Below are 19,706 nucleotides of genomic sequence, written 5' to 3'. Positions count from 1 at the left end.
CGTGTAGTTTTACTACAAATCGTCGGCCGTTTCAGCCTTTCGAATGTATAGACGAGTAGTGAAACTACACATGAGCGGCGTATGGCCCCTCATTTCGTTGTGAGAATAATCGTTACTGTTGGTCTTTAGCCAACTCGAACAGGTAAAAACTTGATGCCGGCTGCCAATAAAATCAGATTTTCAGCTATTTATCATCTTTGTTCGACAGTCGATCAGGTAGTGTCTTGTGAAAAAACACTACATCCAGCTTCTCCCGCGCCGATCAAGGATAGACCATGAGCCTGCCCTCGCTTGCCCCGATACCGGAAATGGTACCGGCCATTCTCCAGTCATTGGTCAGTCGTGCCGAGCAGTCGTTCCGTGCGGCGGTCGCCTCCCTCGACGATGATCGCGGGCTGTCGGCCTGGACCCCGCAACGCTGGGAGGCGTTCAACCGTATTGCCGCCGCCAGCGACTTTGTCATCGAACAGAGTGTGCGTGACCCTGCGATGCTGCTGGAGCTGGTACGCAGCGGCGAACTGGACCGCAGCCTGGCGCCCGGTGAAATGCGCGCGCAGATCGCCGCCGCCGTGCAGGCCGCCGAAACTGAAGACGAATTGGGCCGCGTCCTGCGCCGCCAGCGTACTCGCCAGCAGGTGCGGATCATCTGGCGCGACCTGAACCGTCAGGCTGATCTGGTCCAGACCTGTCGCGATCTTTCGGACATGGCCGACACTTGCATCGACCAGGCTTACCACTGGTTGTACCAACGCCTCAGCCAGCAATTCGGTACGCCCACCGGGCGGCGCAGCGGCGAGCCGCAGCAGATGGTCATCCTGGGCATGGGCAAGCTGGGTGCCGTGGAGCTGAACCTGTCGTCGGACATCGACCTGATCTTCGCCTACCCCGAGGGCGGGGAAACCGTAGGCGTCAAGCGGCCGCTGGATAACCAGGAATTTTTCATCCGTGTTGGCCAGCGCCTGATCAAGGCCCTGGACCCGATGACCGTCGACGGCTTCGTGTTTCGCGTCGACATGCGCCTGCGCCCCTACGGCTCGGCCGGTGCGCTGGTGTTGAGCTTCAATGCCCTGGAGCAGTATTACCAGGACCAGGGGCGCGACTGGGAGCGCTACGCCATGATCAAGGCGCGGGTGGTGGCGGGCGATCAGGTGGCCGGCGCGCAATTGCTCGACATGCTGCGCCCGTTCGTCTATCGGCGTTACCTGGATTTTTCCGCCATCGAAGCGCTGCGCACCATGAAGCAACTGATCCAGCAGGAAGTGCGGCGCAAGGGCATGGCCGACAACATCAAGCTGGGTTCTGGCGGCATTCGCGAGGTGGAGTTCATTGCCCAGGCGTTCCAACTGATCCATGGCGGTCGGGACTTGAGCTTGCAGCAGCGCCCGCTGCTCAAAGTGTTGAGCACCCTGGAGGGCCAGGGGTACCTGCCGGCCCAGGTGATCGATGAGCTGCGCCAAGGCTATGAGTTCCTGCGTTATACCGAGCATGCGATCCAGGCCATCGCCGACCGACAGACCCAAATGCTCCCGGACAGCCCGCAGGATCAGGCACGCATTGCATTCATGCTGGGGTTCGCCGACTGGTCGGCCTTTCACGAGCAGTTGATGTACTGGCGCGGGCGCGTTGCCTGGCATTTCGGCCAGGTCATCGCCGACCCGGATGAAGAAGAGGGCGGCGAAAGCGAAGTGGTGGTGGGCGGCGAATGGTTGCCGTTGTGGGAAGACAGCCAGGATGAAGGGGCGGCGTGCCGTCAGTTGGAAGAGGGCGGCTTCGCCGATGCGCCCAAAGCCCTCAAGGCCCTGGCCGCCTTGCGCGGCAGCCCGCAATTGCGCGCCATGCAACGCTTGGGGCGCGAGCGCCTGGATGCGTTCATTCCGCGTCTGCTGGCCCAGGCCGTGGAGCACGCCGATCCGGACCTGGTGCTGGAGCGGGTACTGCCCTTGGTGGAGGCCGTGGCCCGCCGCTCGGCCTACCTGGTGTTGTTGACGGAAAACCCCGGCGCCCTGCGGCGCTTACTGACGCTGTGCGCGGCGAGCCCGTGGATTGCTGAGCAAATCACCCGTTTCCCGTTGCTGCTCGATGAGTTGCTCAATGAGGGTCGGCTGTTCAAGCCACCCCTGGCGCCGGAGTTGGCTGCGGAGTTGCGTGAGCGCCTGACGCGCATTCCCGAGGATGACCTGGAACAGCAAATGGAGGCGTTGCGGCATTTCAAGCTGGCGCACCGCCTGCGGGTGGCTGCTTCGGAAATCGCCGGCAGCCTGCCGCTGATGAAGGTCAGCGATTACCTGACCTGGCTGGCCGAGGCGATTCTCGAGCAAGTGCTGGCCCTGGCCTGGCGCCAGACGGCCGCCAAGCACGGCGTGCCATTGCGCACCGACGGCAGCCTGTGCGATCCGGGCTTCATTATTGTCGGTTATGGGAAAGTCGGCGGTCTGGAATTGGGGCATGGTTCCGACCTGGACCTGGTGTTCATCCATGATGGCGACCCGCAGGCGGAGACCGACGGCCCGAAACCCATCGACGGCGCGCAGTTCTTCACCCGCCTCGGTCAACGGATCATTCACCTGCTGACGGCCCAGACCAACTCCGGGCAACTATATGAAGTGGACATGCGCCTGCGACCTTCCGGGGCGTCGGGGCTGCTGGTCAGCTCCCTCGGGGCGTTCGCCCGTTACCAGGAGAACGAGGCCTGGACCTGGGAGCATCAGGCGCTGGTGCGAGCCCGTGTGCTGGTGGGCAGCCAGGATGTGGGCCAAGCGTTCGAGAAGGTCCGCGTCCAGATACTGGGACGCAAGCGTGACTTGCCAACGCTGCGCCAGGAAGTCAGCGAGATGCGCGCCAAGATGCGCGACAACCTTGGCAGCAAGGCCACTGCCGCCGGGACCGCGGAGAATGCTTTCGAGGCCACGGCGCCCTTCGACCTCAAGCAGGATGCCGGAGGTATCGTCGATATTGAATTTATGGTGCAATACGCGGCCCTGGCGTGGTCCCAAGAGCATCCATCGCTAGTGCGCTACACCGATAACATCCGCATCCTGGACGGGTTGCAAGAGCTCGGGTTGATGCCGGCCGAAGATGCCACGCTATTGCGCGAAGCCTACAAAGCCTACCGCTCCGCCGCCCACCGCCAGGCCTTGCAGAAAGATGCCGGGGTGATCGCAGGCGACCAGTTCGTGGATGAGCGTCGGCAGGTATTGCGGATCTGGCGGGAGCTGGGGCTGCGCTGAAGCTTTAAATGTGGGAGCGAGCTTGCTCGCGATAGCGGAATGTCAGGCGACATTGATGTTGGATGGGCTGGCCTCTTCGCGAGCAAGCTCGCTCCCACAGTGGATGGGTGGTGCTGCACGGTATTTGAAGCCTATGCAGGACCCTTGTGGGAGCGAGCTTGCTCGCGATAGCGGAACGGCAGGCAGCATGGATGTTGAATGTCATGGCCCTATCACGAGCAAGCTTGCTCCCACAGTTGTAGATTAGGGCAACAGGCAACGACCTAAGCCACAGTGATTCTCGAGGCGGGGAGGCGTAGGCCTCCCCGTATCGTTTTTGGAAAGCACATGAATATTTTGATCGTTGGGCCCAGTTGGGTCGGTGATATGGTGATGGCGCAGACACTGTTCCAGTGCCTGAAACAGCGTCATCCGCAGTGCGAAATCGACGTCCTGGCCCCCGAGTGGAGCCGGCCGATCCTGGAGCGCATGCCCGAAGTGCGCAAGGCCTTGAGCTTTCCGCTCGGCCACGGTGTGCTGGAGCTGGCGACCCGTCGACGCATCGGCAAATCCCTGGCCGGTCAGTACGACCAGGCGATCCTGTTACCCAATTCGTTGAAATCGGCGTTGGTGCCGTTCTTTGCCGGTATTGCCAAGCGCACCGGTTGGCGTGGCGAGTTTCGATACGGCCTGCTCAACGACGTGCGCGCCCTGGATAAAGACCGTTACCCGCTGATGATCGAACGTTTCATGGCCCTGGCCTACGCGCCGGGGGCCGAGTTGCCCAAACCGTATCCGCGGCCGAGCCTGCGGATCGACCCGGTGACCCGTGACGCAGCGCTGGCCAAGTTCGGCCTGAGCCTGGACCGTCCGGTACTGGCCTTGTGCCCAGGGGCCGAATTCGGCGAATCCAAGCGCTGGCCGGCGGAGCATTACGCCCAGGTGGCCGAAGCGAAGATTCGCGACGGCTGGCAAGTCTGGCTGTTCGGCTCGAAAAAAGATCACCCGGTGGGCGAGGACATTCGCTCGCGATTGATCCCGGGCCTTCGGGAAGAGGCCGTGAACCTCAGTGGCGACACGTCCCTGGCCGAGGCCATCGACCTGCTGTCCTGCGCCGATTCGGTGGTCTCCAACGACTCGGGCCTGATGCATGTGGCCGCAGCCCTGAACCGCCCGTTGGTGGCGGTCTACGGTTCCACCTCGCCAGGCTTCACGCCGCCGTTGGCCGACCAGGTCGAAGTCGTGCGCCTGGGCATTGAATGCAGCCCGTGCTTCGACCGCACCTGCCGTTTCGGCCACTACAATTGCCTGCGCCAGCTCATGCCACCGTCGGTGAACGAGGCGCTGGAGCGTTTGCAGGGCACCCCCGTGGAGGTTCGGTAACTTGCGGGTACTGCTGATCAAGACCTCTTCGCTGGGGGATGTGGTCCACACCCTGCCGGCGCTGACCGATGCGGCGCGGGCGATTCCGGGCATCAAGTTCGATTGGGTGGTGGAAGAAGGCTTCGCCGAAATCCCCACCTGGCACCCGGCCGTGGGCAAGGTCATTCCGGTGGCGATCCGGCGTTGGCGCAAGAACCTCTGGCAAACCATCAAGAGCGGCGAATGGCGACGCTTCAAGCAGAGCGTGCGCGCCGAAAAATATGACTTGGTGATTGACGCCCAGGGCCTTCTGAAAAGCGCCTGGCTGACCCGTTACGTCAAGGCGCCAGTGGCCGGTCTGGATAAAAATTCGGCGCGTGAGCCCCTGGCGGCGCGCTTTTATTCCCGGCGCCTGGCGGTGGCCCGTGGTCAGCATGCGGTCGAGCGCGTGCGCCAGCTGTTTGCCGTGGCGCTAGGGTATGACTTGCCGCAGACGCTGGGTAACTATGGCCTCGATGTCGACCGGCTGGTGGAGTTGCCACGTCCCTATCCCTACGTGGTGTTCCTGCACGGCACCACTTGGGAGTCCAAGCATTGGCCCGAACTTTACTGGCGCCAGCTCACCGAACGCATGGGGCAGTTCGGCGTGGTCGTCAAGCTGCCGTGGGGCAACCCGGCCGAAAAGGCCCGGGCCGAACGCATCGCCAGCGGGCTGCGCAATGCCTTGGTCCTGCCGAAGCTGAACCTCGGCGGCATGGGCAAAGTGCTTGCCGGCGCCCAGGCCTGCGTGGCCGTGGATACCGGCCTCGGGCATCTGGCCGCGGCCTTGGACGTGCCGACCATTTCGCTGCTCGGCCCGACCAATCCGGTGCTGACCGGTGCCTATGGCAAGGGCCAGATTCACCTCGCCAGTGATTTCCCTTGCGCGCCGTGCATGCAGAAACATTGCACTTATCCGCCGACCGCCGAAGATGCCCGGCGGTTTGACCTGAAACGCGAGCAGCCCTTGTGCTTCACGCGTCTGAACCCCGAGCGTGTTGCCAGCCACCTGAGCACGTTATTGGCTGAGGAGCCGCGCTGATGCAATTGGCTTTTGTCCTTTACAAATACTTCCCCTTCGGTGGCCTGCAGCGTGACTTCATGCGCATCGCCCTGGAATGCCAGCGACGCGGTCACCAGATCCGTGTCTACACGCTGATCTGGGAAGGTGACGTGCCGCCCGGCTTCGAGGTGCTGGTGGCACCGGTCAAGGCGCTGTTCAATCATCGCCGCAACGAGAAACTCAGTGCGTGGATGGAGGCCGATCTGGCCAAGCGCCCGGTGGATCGTTTGATCGGCTTCAACAAAATGCCTGGCCTGGACGTGTACTACGCCGCCGACGGCTGTTTCGAAGACAAGGCGCAGAACCTGCGCAACTCGCTGTACCGGCGCTGGGGCCGCTACCGGCATTTCGCCGAGTACGAGCGGGCCGTATTCGCCAAGGATGCAAAAACCGACGTACTGATGATTTCCGAAGTCCAGCAGCCGCTGTTCATCAAGCACTACGGCACACCGCTGGAACGCTTTCACCTGCTGCCACCGGGCATCGCCCAGGACCGCCGGCGGCCCGCCGATGCCGATGAGATCCGCGCCGCGTTCCGGGCCGAATTCGAACTGGCCGACGACGACCTGCTGCTGGTGCAGATTGGCTCCGGGTTCAAGACCAAGGGCGTGGATCGCAGCCTCAAGGCCCTGGCCGCGTTGCCAGCCGACCTGCGAAAACGCACCCGGCTATTTGTAATTGGCCAGGACGACCCCAAGGTATTCCAACTGCAGAGTGCCGCGCTGGGTCTGGGCGACAATGTGCGGTTCCTCAAGGGCCGCAGCGACATCCCGCGCTTCCTGCTGGGCGCCGATCTGTTGATCCATCCGGCGTACAACGAGAATACCGGCACCGTACTGCTCGAAGCGCTGGTGGCCGGGTTGCCGGTATTGGTCAGCGCGGTGTGTGGGTACGCCCATTACATCGCCGAGGCCGACAGTGGCCTGGTACTGGATGAGCCGTTCGAACAAGCCCAGCTCAACGAATACCTGGGCCGCATGTTGAACGATGCCGATGCCCGGGCGGCCTGGAGCCGCAACGGTCTGGTCTTCGCCGAGACGGCCGACCTCTACAGCATGCCGCAGCACGCGGCCGATGTGATATTGGCGGAGCACGCACAATGAAGTTGATGCTGGCCGAACCGTTCAAGAGCCTTTGGGCCGGGCGCGATGCGTTCACCGAAGTCGAAGCGCTCGAGGGCGAGGTCTATCGTGAACTGGAAGCCCGGCGCACCTTGCGCACGGAGGTGGACGGTCGCGGCTTTTTCGTGAAGATCCACCGTGGCATCGGTTGGGGCGAGATCTTCAAGAACTTGTTCACCGCCAAGCTGCCGGTCCTCGGTGCAGGGCAGGAGTGGAAGGCTATCCAGCGTTTGCAGGAAGCCGGCGTGCCGACCATGACCGCTGTCGCCTACGGCGAAAAGGGCGGCAACCCGGCGGACCAGCACTCGTTCATCGTCACCGAAGAGCTGGCGCCGACTGTCAGCCTCGAAGATTTCAGCATTGACTGGGTCAAGCAGCCGCCGCAGCCGACGCTCAAGCGTGCGCTGATCGCCGAAGTGGCGCGTATGACCGGCATGATGCACCGCGCCGGCGTCAACCATCGTGACTGCTACATCTGCCACTTTCTGCTGCACACCGACAAGCCGGTGACCCCTGGGGACTTCAAACTCTCGGTGATCGACCTGCACCGCGCCCAGACCCGTCCCGCCATCACCACTCGCTGGCGCAACAAGGACCTGGCGGCGCTGTATTTCTCGGCGCTGGACATCGGCCTGACCCGCCGCGACAAGCTGCGTTTTCTCAAGGGGTATTTCCAGCAGCCGCTGCGGCGGATCCTCGCCGATGAGGCTCCGTTGCTGACCTGGCTCGAAGGCAAGGCCAACAAACTGTATGCCCGCAAGCAGCGGTACGGGGACGCGCTCTGATGTCGGGTTGGAATCTGGAACCGGAATACGTCGAGCTGGCCGAGGACTTTGGCAGCCTTGAAGCGGTGTTTGCGTTACAAGGGGAGCGTTTGACCCGTGACCCGTTGTCAGAGGTGATCCGGGTGCAGCGCAACGGCGTGAACTATTACGTCAAGCGCTACGTCGGGGCCGGCAAAGGCTTGCGGCGCTACCTGGGCAAGCCACGGGTCAAGTCCGAATGGCAGAACCTCAAGCGCTTCGCCAAATGGGGCATTCCCACCGCCGAGGTCGTGGGCTGGGGCTTGGAGCGAAACGGTGCGAGCTACGCCCGTGGCGCGCTGATCACCCGCGAGCTGCCCCACACCGAAGACCTCTCGGCGCTCGCCGAGCGTCACGATTCGCGGCTGGCGGACCGTGCCTGGGTCGATCATGTCAGCCGGCAACTGGCCGGCTATACGCGGACCATGCATGACCACCGCTTCACCCATAACGATCTGAAGTGGCGCAACCTGTTGATCGACGACCACTCGCAGCTGTTTCTGATCGACTGCCCGAACGGGGACTTCTGGCGTGGTTTCTGGCTCAAGTACCGCATCACCAAGGACTTGGCGTGCCTGGATAAAGTGGCCAAATACCATTTGTCGGCCACGCAGCGCCTGCGTTTTTACCTGCAATACCGCCAGCGCGACCGACTCGATGCGTGCGACAAGAAACGCATCCGTCACGTGGTGAGATTTTTCGAGGGGCGTGAATGACTGACTTTCTGGCCGCTGAAGACCGAGCGTTGCTGCAACGCCATGGCCTGGACAGCTTCGAGGCCTTGTGGGCGCGGCAACTGGATGCGGTGGACGAACCCAACACCTCGGGCGACGGCTGGAGCAGCGTGTTCCGGCTGGAGCTGGACGGGCAGGGTTATTACCTCAAGCGCCAAAGCAATTACCTGACCCGGACCTGGTCCCACCCTTTCGGCGAGCCGAGTTTTTCCCGGGAATTTCGCAACATCAGCCGTTATCGGCAGTTGAGGATTCCGGCCCTGCAAGCGGTGTTCTATGGTCAGCGCAAGGTGGAGGGCGAGGTGCGGGCGATCCTGCTGACCCGGGCCCTGGATGGCTGGGACGACCTGGACTCGCTGTTGCAACGCTGGCCGAGCCTGACGGCGACGCAGCGCACCACCGTCCTCAACGCCTGCGGGCAGTTGGCGCGGCGCCTGCATGGCATGCATCAGGTGCACGGTTGCTTCTATCCCAAACACATCTTCCTGCAAGCCACCGCCGACGGTTACCAAGCGCAACTGATCGACTTGGAAAAGACTCGGCCGCTGCTGTTTGGTCGGCGTGATCGGGTCAAGGACCTGGAGCCGCTGTTGCGGCGCGCGTCCATCTGGAGTGATGCCGATGTACGCCAGCTGTTGTCTGCCTACCTGGCTCAACCGCTCGACGCCGGGCTGGTCGATAGCTGGATGGACCGCCTGAGCGCCCGGCGCAGCCACAAGGGAGCTCGTTGATGCACTTGTCCGAATTGAAGAATGCCGGCCGCAGCCCCAGCCTGCCATTGAGCCTGGAACTGGCCGACGCCGCCGGCCCGGCGCAATTGCAGCTGCTTTCGCTGTTGCGGGTGTTGCCGGGGCAGCGCTATGTCGGGGCGGGCATCTGGCGTGGTCGGCCGGTGCTGGCCAAATTATTGGTGGGCAACAAGGCTGCCCGGCACTTCCAGCGGGAGCTGCAAGGTGTGCGCTTGCTGGCGGAACAAGGGCTGACGACGCCGTTGTTGCTCGCCGATGGCTTGAACGAGGCTGAAGGTGGCTGGTTGTTGTTCGAATTGCTCGAAGACGCCGAGAGCCTGGGGGATGCCTGGCAACAGGTCGAACACCTACCCTTACTGGCCGACGAACAAACGGCGGTGCTGGCCGAAGCCCTGGGCGCCATTGCGCAACTGCATGGTAAAGGCCTGTGGCAGGAAGACCTGCACCTGGACAATCTGCTGCGCCACGACGGCAAGCTCTACTTGATCGACGGTGCCGGCATCCGCGCCGAAACCCCAGGGCAACCGTTGTCGCGGCAGAAAGTCCTGGAGAACCTGGGGGTGTTTTTCGCCCAGCTTCCCAAAACCCTCCAACCGTTCAACGAAGAGCTGTTGGTGTATTACCTCTTGGGCAACGCCGAACACGCGCTGCCCATGGAAGCGCTGCAAAAACAGATCGACAAGGTGCAGGCCTGGCGCCTGAAGGATTTCCTCGAAAAAGTCGGGCGCGAGTGCAGTCTGTTCAGCGTACAGCGCGGGGCGTTCGGCTTACGGGCGATCCGTCGGGATGAAGAAGCGGCCATGACGCCGGTGCTGGAGCGGGCCGATGCGCTGCTCGACCAGGGCCATCTGTACAAGACCGGCGGCGCGGCCAGCGTCGGTAAAGTCGAGGTGAACGGTCGCACCTTGGTGATCAAGCGCTACAACATCAAGAACTTCGCCCACTGGCTCAAGCGCTTCTGGCGCCCGAGCCGGGCCTGGCATTCCTGGCGCGAAGGCCATCGCCTGGCCTTCCTCGGCATTGCCACGCCCAAGCCGCTGGCCTTGCTGGAAAAGCGTTTCCTGTGGCTGCGCCGTGGCGCCTACCTGGTCACCGAACACCTGTCGGGACCGGACATCATCGAGCGCTTCGGCCCTTACGTGGAAAGCGGTGAAGCCCCCGAAACTGAGTTGCTGGCGCTGGATCGCTTGTTCGCCGACCTGATCCGCGAGCGCATCAGCCATGGCGACCTCAAGGGCCACAACCTGTTCTGGCAGCACGACCGCTGGGCGCTGATCGACCTCGACTCGATGTGCCAGCACCGCACTCGGGCCAGCTTCGCCCCGGCCTACGCTCGGGATCGCGCACGGTTCATGCGTAATTGGCCGCAGGACAGTGCGTTGTATCGGGTGATCGATCAGCGGGTGCCCAAAACGGTCGATAGCACCTCGTAGAGTCCTGTGGCGAGGGAGCTTGCTCCCGCTGGGCCGCGCAGCCGCCCCAAAAGCCATCCAATGCGGTGCGCCAGGAAGAAAACGGCGGGCAGGTTTTACGACTGCTGCGCAGCCGAGCGGGAGCAAGCTCCCTCGCCACAGGGGCAGTGCTCTGCCTACCCAATTAACACCGGACAGCGGCCCGCACTCACCGCTAGAGGCTTAAGATCGCTTTTAAGCTATAATCCCGCCCTTTAGCTGCCCCGCACCCCTGGCGCGCGGCACATCCATTTTTCGCGGCGCTTGTCGCCCGTATGCAGACATAAGAGGCTAGACCCTGTGGCATTGACGATTCTTGGCCTGTCCGGCGCCCTTAGCCATGATCCTTCCGCAGCGCTGTACATAGACGGCAAGCTGATCGCGGCGGCGGAGGAAGAGCGCTTCGTACGCGATAAACATGCAAAGAACCGCATGCCCTACGAGTCGGCGAAGTTTTGCCTGGAACAAGCCGGCATCAAGCCTTCCGACGTCGATGTGGTGGCGATTCCGTTCGCCCCGATCAGCCTGTTCGGCGAGGCGCGTTGGCACTACGCCAAGCGTTACTGGTACGCCCCGGACCGGGCCCTCGACGCGATTCTGATGGGCAACCGTCGCTACAAGCGCTATCGCCGCAAGATCGTCTGGTGCCTGGAACAACTGGGCTTCGATCCGAAGAAAATCAAGATCGAGCCGGTCGAGCACCACCTGGCCCACGCCTCCAGCGCCTACCACTGCTCCGGCTTCCAGGAAAAAACCGCGATCCTGGGCATCGACGGCAAGGGCGAATACGCCACGACCTTCTTCGGCTATGGCGAAAACGGCAAGATCCACAAGATCAAGGAATTCTTCGACCCGGACTCCCTGGGCGGCCTGTACGGCGCGATCACCGAGTTCCTCGGTTTTGAAATGCTTGACGGCGAATTCAAGGTCATGGGCATGGCGCCCTACGGCGATGCCAGCAAGTACGATTTCTCCCGCCTGGCTTCGTTCGAAAACGGCGAACTGGTGATCAACACCGACTACGCCAACGTGATCGGCCTGCGCCGCTATAAAGAGAAGGGCAAGGGCTTCTACTTCTCGCCGAAGCTGATCGAATGGCTCGGCCCGAAGCGCGAAGGCGACATCGCCGACGAGCCGTACATCCACTACGCGGCGAGCATGCAGGCGCTGTTCGAGAAGCTCGCGCTGCAAATGATCGACCACTACCTGGGCGACGTGCTCAAGGAAACCGGCAAGCTGGCCTTCGCCGGCGGCTGCGCGTTGAACGTCAAGCTGAACCAGAAGATCATCGCCCGTGACGACGTCAAGGAGCTGTTCGTGCAACCGGCTTCCGGTGACGCCGGTACGGCGGTGGGGGCGGCGGCGTATGTGTCCCACGCCCGTGGCGTGCCGGTGGAGAAGATGGAACACGTCTACCTCGGCCCGGCCTACAGCAACGAAGACGTGATTGCCGCGTGCGCCCGTCATCCGAGTAAGCCTGCCTGGCGCAAGATCGACAACACCCCTGAGCGCATTGCCAGGATCATGGTCGACGGCAACCCGGTAGCCTGGTTCCAGGGCCGCATGGAGTTCGGTCCGCGTGCCTTGGGCGGTCGCTCGATCATCGGTTGCCCGAGCGCCAGCGGCGTGGCCGACCGCATCAACGAGCAAATCAAGTTCCGCGAGCGTTGGAGGCCTTTCTGCCCGTCGATGCTCGACACTGTTGCGCCGCAGATGATCAAGGTCGATCACCCGGCGCCGTTCATGACCTTCACCTTCGAAGTGGCCGAGGAATGGAAGACCCGCGTGCCGGAAGTCGTCCATGAAGACGGCACCTCCCGGGCCCAGGTGCTCAAGCGCGAATACAACCCGCGCTACTACGACATGATGAAGGCCCTGGAAGTGTTGACCGGCAACGGCGTGTCGCTGAACACCTCGCTCAACCGTCGTGGCGAACCGATGATCTGCTCGCCGACCGACGCGCTGAACATGTTCTTCGGTTCCGACCTGCAGTACCTGATCATGGAAGACATCCTGGTGGTCAAAGACGGCGTGGACGCTTATGACACGCTCGGCTGAGCGACATGTTCTGCAGTTCTGCCACGGTTATGACGGGCCGTTCCTGGACTGCGCCCGTCAGTACGCCAGCTTGTTCGCGGGCACCGGCTATCGCGTGACCACGGTGTTCCTCACCGGGGCGGCCGATGCCGAAGTCGCTGCTGCCTGTGCTTCGGACGAGGTGCTGTTCATGGAGTACAGCTCCAGCGCCATTCGTGGCCTGAAGCTGGGCGCCATCGGCGATCTGCGCAAGATCGCCGCCTCGCGCAATTTCAGTTTCTGCATTGCCCATCGCTTCAAGCCGATCTACATCGCCCTGCTGGGTACTCGCTTGCCGGTAATCGGCGTGCATCATGCCTTCGGGGACTACCAGCGGCGCACTCGCCGGTTGTTCGCCCACGTTTACCGCAAGCGCCTGAGCCTGCTCGGGGTCTCCGACGCTGTGCGTGATGACATGCGCCGTTGCCTGCCGAAATGGCCGGCTGCCCGGATCCAGACCCTTTATAACCGCATCGACCTTGATGCCGCCCAGGCCAGCCTGGTCTCCCGGGAGGAGGCGCGGCATACGCTGGGGCTGGATGTGGACACCTGGATTGTCGGCAATGTCGGTCGTCTGCACCCGGACAAGGACCAGGCCACACTGTTGCGCGGCTTTGCCGCAGCGCTGGGGCATCTGCCGGCCAACAGCCAGTTGGCCATTCTCGGCAAGGGCCGCCTGGAGCAGGACCTCAAGGCACTGGCCCGAGAGCTGGGTATTGCTGATCGTGTGCTGTTCCTCGGCCAGGTGCCCGAAGCGCGCCGTTATTTCCGTGCTTTTGATGTGTTCGCCCTGAGCTCCGACCATGAACCGTTCGGCATGGTACTGCTCGAGGCCATGGCTGCCGGGGTACCGTTGCTGGCTACGGCCTGCGGTGGGGCCAAGGAAGTGGTCGAAGGCGTTGGCATCCTGTTTCCGCTGGGCGACGCCGAGCACATGGCCCAGGGGCTGCAGCACCTGGCGGCCATGGACGATCTGCAGCGTCGCCAATGCGCCGAGCTGATGCTCGATCGCTTGCGCGAACGTTTTTCGGATCGCACCGTACGCGAGGCATTCTGGCGTTTGCCCCAAGTCACCGAACTGGCGCCGAGGGCCTGATGTTCAACCGATTCCAAGGCTGGCGCGAGCGTGGCTGGACCGCCGTCGATGCGTCGATGTATGCCCAGGCCTGGCAGCGTTTTGGCGGTAGCGTGGCCACTCATCCCCTGGTGGTCGAGCGCCTGGCGGCCCTGGCCGGGATTCCCGTGCGTTACCTGGCGTTCGAGCAGGACGGTGAGCTCAAGGCGGCCATACCGACCTGGGGCCGCGACCTGGCGCTGTCCAAAGACGTGCTCAAGCGCCACGGCAAGAAGGGCTTGTTCGACCTGGGCAATGCCGAGCTGATCCTGCCAGCGGCGCCCGATGCACAAGCGCCGTTGCGTCATCGTGGACGTTACCTGTCGGCCCTCAACGAGGGGCGCTTCAGCGGTTTGAAGTTGCAGCAGGAACAACTGGCCATGGCCCGCACGCCGGAAGAGCTGTCCAAGAAGTTTCGCTACAACCAGCGCCGTGAACTGCGTTTGCTGGAAGAGGCGGGCGGGGTGGTGCGGCCGGTCGGCGAGTTTTCCAGCGCCGAGCTGGCCTCGATCTACTGCGACCTGTTCCTGCGTCGCTGGGGCTTTGCGGCCACCGGTGCCGAACGCATGGGCGAGGTGATCGAGCTGCTGCGCGAATGGCTGATCGGCTCGGTGATCTTTCTCAACGATGCGCCGATTGCGATCCAGTTGGTGTATCGCGTCGAAGCGCCCGAGTGGATCAGCGTCGAGTACATCAACGGAGGCGTCGACCCGCAGACCCGCGAATTCAGTCCTGGCAGCGTGTTGAGTTTCCTCAACACCCAAAGCGCCTGGGAACACGCCCGTGCCGCCGGCAAGCCGTTGCGTTTTTCATTCGGCCGGGCGGACCGGGAATACAAGGACCGTTGGTGCAACCCCGTGCCGGTGTTTACCGTATGAACCCACCTATGAGTCGCAAGCAACAGTTACTCAGGCGCCACCGGCGCAACAAGCGCGTAGGGTTGTTGCTTACCTTGGTGGCGTTGGTGTCGCTGGGCATCGGGGTGGCCTGGTGGCTACCCCTGGTACTGGCGGTGCTGGGCTGGATCGCCCACGAGGCGTGGTTCGCCGATCACCTGTTCTATTCGCCCCGGGACGATTACCAATACAGCTTCCCGCCGTTCACCCAGCAACCCAAGGTGCATTTGAATGCCGGGCGGCTTCGGTTGGACGAAGGCGTGATTCTGGATGATGGCGCGACGCTGATCCTCGCACTGCGGATCAAGAGCACCTGGCTGGGACGCTTCATCGATCCGCTCGTCGAGTTGTCGGGTGATGAAAGAGACCTGCAAACCTTCGAGCGCGGGGTCAATGGCCTGCGCTATCTCAACCTCAGCGAGCAGGGCCCGGCGTTGTCCCGGGGCGAGCTGCGCCTGCGCGGACGTCATTGCCGTTTGCTGGGCGAGCCGACGTTGTGGTCCTTCACGCCGCCGCCAGTGCAGCATCAGCGGGTAATGGTCATCGCTCCCCACGCCGATGATGCGGAGCTGGCTGCCTACGGTTTGTACAGCCAGGCTGACGAGGCCTGGATCGTGACGCTGACAGCGGGTGAAATCGAGGCCGGGCATTATCGGAAGATGGGCCTGGACAGCGTCGAAGCCGCGCGACTCAAGGGCCGTTTGCGAGCCTGGGACAGCATTGCCGTACCCCGCTGGGCCGGAGTGCCTGAAGCACACTGTGTGCAGTTGGGTTATTTCTGTCTGCAACTGGCGGCCATGCAAGCCGCGCCGAACCAGCCCCAGGGCTCTCGCGAGGCGGGCCTGAGCGATACCCGGCTGTTCCGCCAGTTGAACCCGTTCGCCCTGCCCGGCGATGACGACGGCGCGCCGACCTGGAACAACCTGCTGGCAGACCTGCGCGAGCTGCTGCTCATGGCGCGTCCCGAAGTCATTGTATTGCCACATCCGACCCTTGATCCGCACCCCGACCATCTCTGTGCCCATCAGGCCGTCCTGCAAGCCCTCGAAGGCCTGGAGTGGCAACCGACCACGCTGCTGGGCTATGCCAATCACCTGCACGACAATGACCGCTGGCCCATGGGTGATGCGGGTGCGGGCATTGCGTTGCCGCCGTATTTCGACCCGGCCCGGCCGATGCATCCCGTCAGCCTGCCGCTGGCATTGTCCGGCCAGCGCGACAAGGCCATGGCGTTGGGCATGATGCATGACCTGCAACCACGCGCGCCGTTCAAGCGTCGGCTGCGCCGTGGCATCCAGTGTCTGCTGGCGGGGCGCACGGGCTCGGCGTATGGCGAGAACGAATTTTTTCGCAAGGCTGTGCGTCGTCATGAACTGTTCTGGCGGCTGTAGAGGCCCAAGGCGGGGCGTCTTTGCGCTACGGCGCAAACCGGCCTCCGGTTATTTATCAAGTCGTTCGGTGCCGCAAGGAAAACGATGAAAGTTCTGTTTCTGGTGCAGAAAGAACAGCGGGCCATCCTGGACCGACTTTACGAAGGCGTGGCCGCTCATTGCGAGTGCGACCTGCGCTGGCTCGACAGCAAGGAACAACGCAACCTGCGGGGGTATTTCCGCCACCATGTGGACGTATCGCGTTATGACCGGATCATCTTTTTCCTGCGTTTCAAGCAGGAAATTCGTCAGGCCGGCTTCATCCGCACGATCCCCAACCTGGTGATCCTCGAGCACGATGCCTACCAGAATTACATTCCGTGCAAATACACCGGAAAATTCAGTGCGCATTACCGTCGCATGCCGTGGGTGCGGGTGATCAGTTCCGGCTTCATGGTGACCGAACGTCTGCGCGGCGAAGGTTTCGATGCGGTATTCGTGCCCAAGGGCTACGATCAGTCGTTATTGCAGGATCTGGGGCGTGAGCGGGATATCGAGTTGGCCTTCGTCGGCAGCACCAACAGTGTTGCCTATAGTGGTCGCAAGGCGCTGCTGGATGAGCTGGGCCGGGTTGAGCCACTGGTCGTGACCCGGACCAAGTCCGGCGAAGAGTATCGCGAGACCCTCAACCGTATCCGCTTTTTCGTCAGCGCCGACGTGGGCATGGGCGAATTCATGATCAAGAATTTCGAAGCCATGGCCTGCGGCTGTGTGCTGCTGGCCTTCGATCAGGGCATCGACGAGGCACGGGCGCTGGGGTTGCAGGACATGCATAACGTGGTGTTGTACCGTGACATCCCGCAACTCCAGGAAAAGCTTTCCCGGCTGCGCGCCGACCCCGAGCTGGCGCGCAATGTGGCGAACAACGGCCAGAAGCTGGCGCTGGAACAGTTCAGTTTCGCGCGCATCGGGCAGAAAATCGTTGAAGCATTGGAGCCGCCGCTGCGGCCTCGTGCCCCGTTGAGTCTGCTGGAGACATTGCGCCTGAAGCTGGGCGTTTGATACGAACCGTTGAGCCATCCGGTGTTCAGATGGCGTTTGACTAAATGGTATTTCAGTGCAGTTTTCCGACGATAGTGACATTACCCTGGTGGTAACCAGTTGCGGCCGGCTCGATCTGCTCAAGCAGACCCTGGAGAGCTTCGACCGTTTCAACACCGCGCCGATCCGTGAGGTCTTCATTACCGAAGATGCCGGCGACGAAGGCGTGCACGCCGTCATTCCCGCTCACTGGAAGGACCGCACGACGGCCTTCGTCAATCGACCGAAGCTGGGGCAGCTGGCTTCGATCGACCTTGCGTACGAGCATGTCAAGACAGCTTATATCTTTCATTGTGAGGACGACTGGGCGTTCTATCGCCCGGCCTTCGTGGAAGATTCGCGCACGATCCTGGAGCAGCGACCGGATATTCTTCAGGTGTGGTTGCGCAACTATGTCTACGATTTGTGCGTACACAGTCCCTACATTCGTTTGGGCGAACGTGAAGTCATCGGCGGCGTGCCCTGTTACCCATTGATTTCAGACAAACCCGAATGGCAAAGCTTCTCTCTCAATCCCGGCCTGCGACGGTTGAAGGAGTATCGGCTCTGTGCCCCTTTCGCCGGTTTCGGCGGTGAAAAAGCCTTGTCTCTTCGTTATGCCGAGCTGAACTTGACGGCAGTCACGCTCGAAGGGGATGCTGTTTTGCATACCGGATTCGGGGTCCATGTGGAAGTGCCCGTGGAGCGCCAGCGCAAGGCTCGCCGCAAGCGCCGCGAGCAGATCAAGTTGTCCTTGGTTCTCTTGCTTGGAGTCTGTATTGGTTGGCTTATCAACTACTGAATGCCGCGAAGCATGAATCCTGGTCCGCGATAGAAGGTTTGCTGCTCGATGAGCATTATCAATGTCATGTGGGCGGGCGGTACACCGTTCGCTTCGGTACACAAGGTCCATAATCAGATTCTCTCGCGGATGGAACCAGCGATGCCTGTCAAGACATGGCTCTTGCAGGGGGCGGCGGCTGCCTGCCAGATTGATGTCGGGGCGACGCTCGAGTGGAATATGACATCGGCCCGGCTCAAGGGCCGACACGTTTGGCGTCTGCTCAAACCCCTGATGCACAGTCGTTTCCGTCGGGCGTTGCTCGACAGCGATGCACGTGTGGTATTGCTCGATGGCATCGGTGTGGCCCGTACCTTGTTGCCCGTCCTCAAGGCTATGCCACAGATCCGCGTGGTGGTGATTTTCCATGGTGCGACACGGCTCAATCCTGCGGGGCGCGAACTGTTGTGCGGCTTCCCCGCCTCCCGCCTGACCCTGGCAGCGGTCTCCCAGACCCTGGCGACGTCGCTCCAGGATGAATTGGGCATGCAGGTCGCTGCGCTGCGTAGCGCCTTCGATCCGGCGCAATTCCAGGCTGCGCTGTTGCCTCGCGAAGCGGCACGTGCCCGACTGGGTTTGCCTGGCTCGCAGATGCGCATATTTGGCGCGGTGGGACGGTTGGTGGACAGCAAGGGGTTCGCCTGTCTGTTGGAGGCTTTTGGCCGGGCCGCGACCCACCATCCCGATTGGCGCCTGGTGATTGTCGGCGAGGGGCCGCGGCGCGAAGCGCTGCAAGCGCGGATCGCCCGGCCGGACCTGGTCGACAAGATCTTGCTGGTCGGACATCTGGAGGATGTGGCGACGCTCTATCGGGCATTTGACTGGGTGCTGATCCCGTCCCTGGACGAGGGCCTTGGGCTGACCCTTCAGGAAGCTGTCCTGGCTCGTGTCCCGGTGCTGGCCAGCGAACTCGCGGTCTTTCGTGAACAGTTGGGCGACACCGGTTGGTATGCGACGCCCAACGACGAAAATGGCTGGAGCGAGGCGATCGAACGAGCGGCGCAGGCTTCGGCCGATACGGTCGCAGCGGCCCAGTACCGGGCACTGAATCCTGACGAGGCCTGGTCTAGCTTCAGTCAGGTCGCGCGGCAATTGATTTCAGGCAGCCAGTAGGGCGTTTTCCAATGCTTGCATCGGAAAGCTCCCGTTCAGGTTCTCCCGGGCAATATAACGAGCGAAATGCTGTAGGTTGCGACGTGCCAGGTAGCGTGGCAGCGGCGAGCGCAGGAAGCGCATGTCGGCCACATCGATCAGCCCCAGTTGGTTTTCAGGCGTGACAACGATGTTGCCCAGGTGCAGTGAGCGAAAATAAATACCGCTGGCATGCAGGCTGCGGATCAACTCGACAAGTGCTGGAAGAGTATGCTGCCAGCTGAAATTTTCCTGATTCGATAATTGACGCAGGGTTTTACCGGGAAGTGGTCGATACAGTACGGCGGTCATCCCGGGTTTTTGCAGTTTGTAGAAGGCCAGCACTTCGAGGGTCGGTACGCCGAGCTTCTGCAGGCGGGCTGCATTATTGATGAATCGCGTTGAATAAGGCCTTAGCAGGGCCGAAGAAAAAAGCCGCTTGCGGCGAAACAGCTTGAGGATATTCCCATCCTGCAGCAGATAGACTTTTGGGCCGTAGCTGTCGGCCTCCAGAATAGTGGCGCCTTCAATCAATTGATTCAAAGCGGCTTGGGGAAGCCGTGAGGATTGCATCGTAGGGAAACCTTGTTGAAAGAACCGGTGCCGTGGCGGGCCATGATGCCCAAAAGTTTTTGTTTTCACCATGCCGGTTTGGCTGGTAGACCGTTTA

The 19,706-nt window shown here is 62.2% G+C and carries 16 protein-coding genes; 15 read left to right on the top strand and 1 reads right to left on the bottom strand.

From position 1 onward, the window contains the following. Positions 1-275 precede the first annotated feature (275 nt). The 15 genes from glnE (at position 276) to BT125_RS12030 (ending at position 19,018) form a co-directional block, all read left to right on the top strand. Positions 276-3,227 (top strand): bifunctional [glutamate--ammonia ligase]-adenylyl-L-tyrosine phosphorylase/[glutamate--ammonia-ligase] adenylyltransferase, encoded by a 2,952-nt coding sequence (gene glnE, locus BT125_RS12100; protein ID WP_072407192.1) that lies wholly within the window; start codon positions 276-278, stop codon positions 3,225-3,227. Between the two features lie 327 nt (positions 3,228-3,554). Beyond that, complete coding sequence (gene waaF, locus BT125_RS12095; protein WP_072407190.1) at positions 3,555-4,589, top strand: lipopolysaccharide heptosyltransferase II; 1,035 nt, start codon at positions 3,555-3,557, stop codon at positions 4,587-4,589. 1 nt (position 4,590) lies between these two features. Further along, entirely contained in the window at positions 4,591-5,649 is a 1,059-nt protein-coding gene (gene waaC, locus BT125_RS12090) for a lipopolysaccharide heptosyltransferase I (protein ID WP_060739473.1), read from the top strand. Then, positions 5,649-6,773 carry a glycosyltransferase family 4 protein gene (locus BT125_RS12085; RefSeq protein WP_072407188.1) on the top strand — a complete coding sequence of 375 codons (1,125 nt, stop codon included), beginning with the start codon at positions 5,649-5,651 and terminating at the stop codon, positions 6,771-6,773. Before waaC ends, BT125_RS12085 begins: the two co-directional genes overlap by 1 nt. Further along, on the top strand, positions 6,770-7,576 hold the full coding sequence (rfaP, locus tag BT125_RS12080) for a lipopolysaccharide core heptose(I) kinase RfaP (RefSeq protein WP_072407186.1): 807 nt from the start codon (positions 6,770-6,772) through the stop codon (positions 7,574-7,576). The genes BT125_RS12085 and rfaP overlap by 4 nt, the downstream gene beginning before the upstream one ends. Continuing rightward, a complete protein-coding gene (locus tag BT125_RS12075; protein ID WP_072407184.1) occupies positions 7,576-8,310 on the top strand; it encodes a lipopolysaccharide kinase InaA family protein in 735 nt (244 codons plus the stop codon). Before rfaP ends, BT125_RS12075 begins: the two co-directional genes overlap by 1 nt. Further along, the gene (locus tag BT125_RS12070) at positions 8,307-9,059 is read left to right on the top strand and encodes a lipopolysaccharide kinase InaA family protein (RefSeq protein ID WP_072407182.1); all 753 of its coding nucleotides are present in this window, start codon (positions 8,307-8,309) and stop codon (positions 9,057-9,059) included. Before BT125_RS12075 ends, BT125_RS12070 begins: the two co-directional genes overlap by 4 nt. Next, positions 9,059-10,510: a lipopolysaccharide kinase InaA family protein gene (locus BT125_RS12065; RefSeq protein WP_072407180.1), complete on the top strand. Its 1,452-nt coding sequence runs from the start codon at positions 9,059-9,061 to the stop codon at positions 10,508-10,510. The genes BT125_RS12070 and BT125_RS12065 overlap by 1 nt, the downstream gene beginning before the upstream one ends. A gap of 318 nt (positions 10,511-10,828) precedes the next feature. Next, complete coding sequence (locus BT125_RS12060; RefSeq protein ID WP_072407178.1) at positions 10,829-12,586, top strand: carbamoyltransferase family protein; 1,758 nt, start codon at positions 10,829-10,831, stop codon at positions 12,584-12,586. Next, positions 12,570-13,700, top strand: coding sequence for a glycosyltransferase (locus BT125_RS12055; RefSeq protein WP_072407176.1), 1,131 nt, complete (start codon positions 12,570-12,572; stop codon positions 13,698-13,700). The genes BT125_RS12060 and BT125_RS12055 overlap by 17 nt, the downstream gene beginning before the upstream one ends. Then, positions 13,700-14,596: an antimicrobial resistance protein Mig-14 gene (locus BT125_RS12050; RefSeq protein WP_072407174.1), complete on the top strand. Its 897-nt coding sequence runs from the start codon at positions 13,700-13,702 to the stop codon at positions 14,594-14,596. The genes BT125_RS12055 and BT125_RS12050 overlap by 1 nt, the downstream gene beginning before the upstream one ends. Positions 14,597-14,604: 8 nt before the next feature. Then, complete coding sequence (locus tag BT125_RS12045) at positions 14,605-16,005, top strand: PIG-L deacetylase family protein (protein WP_072407172.1); 1,401 nt, start codon at positions 14,605-14,607, stop codon at positions 16,003-16,005. A gap of 84 nt (positions 16,006-16,089) precedes the next feature. Beyond that, complete coding sequence (locus BT125_RS12040; RefSeq protein ID WP_072407170.1) at positions 16,090-17,046, top strand: glycosyltransferase family protein; 957 nt, start codon at positions 16,090-16,092, stop codon at positions 17,044-17,046. Positions 17,047-17,101: 55 nt separating this feature from the next. Beyond that, entirely contained in the window at positions 17,102-17,866 is a 765-nt protein-coding gene (locus BT125_RS12035; protein WP_072407168.1) for a hypothetical protein, read from the top strand. Between the two features lie 48 nt (positions 17,867-17,914). Beyond that, positions 17,915-19,018, top strand: a complete 1,104-nt coding sequence (locus tag BT125_RS12030) for a glycosyltransferase (RefSeq protein ID WP_072407166.1) — start codon at positions 17,915-17,917, stop codon at positions 19,016-19,018. Here the strand turns inward: BT125_RS12030 and BT125_RS12025 are convergent. Next, on the bottom strand, positions 19,004-19,609 hold the full coding sequence (locus BT125_RS12025) for a BUD32 family EKC/KEOPS complex subunit (protein ID WP_072407163.1): 606 nt from the start codon (positions 19,607-19,609) through the stop codon (positions 19,004-19,006). The genes BT125_RS12030 and BT125_RS12025 overlap by 15 nt on opposite strands. Between the last annotated feature and the right edge of the window lie 97 nt (positions 19,610-19,706).

The sequence above is a fragment of the Pseudomonas sp. NFACC04-2 genome (assembly GCF_900119265.1).
Classification (GTDB): Bacteria; Pseudomonadota; Gammaproteobacteria; order Pseudomonadales; family Pseudomonadaceae; genus Aquipseudomonas; species Aquipseudomonas fluorescens_AA.
Note: the sequence above shows the minus strand (reverse complement) of the source record. Positions and strands in the feature narration are given on the sequence as shown.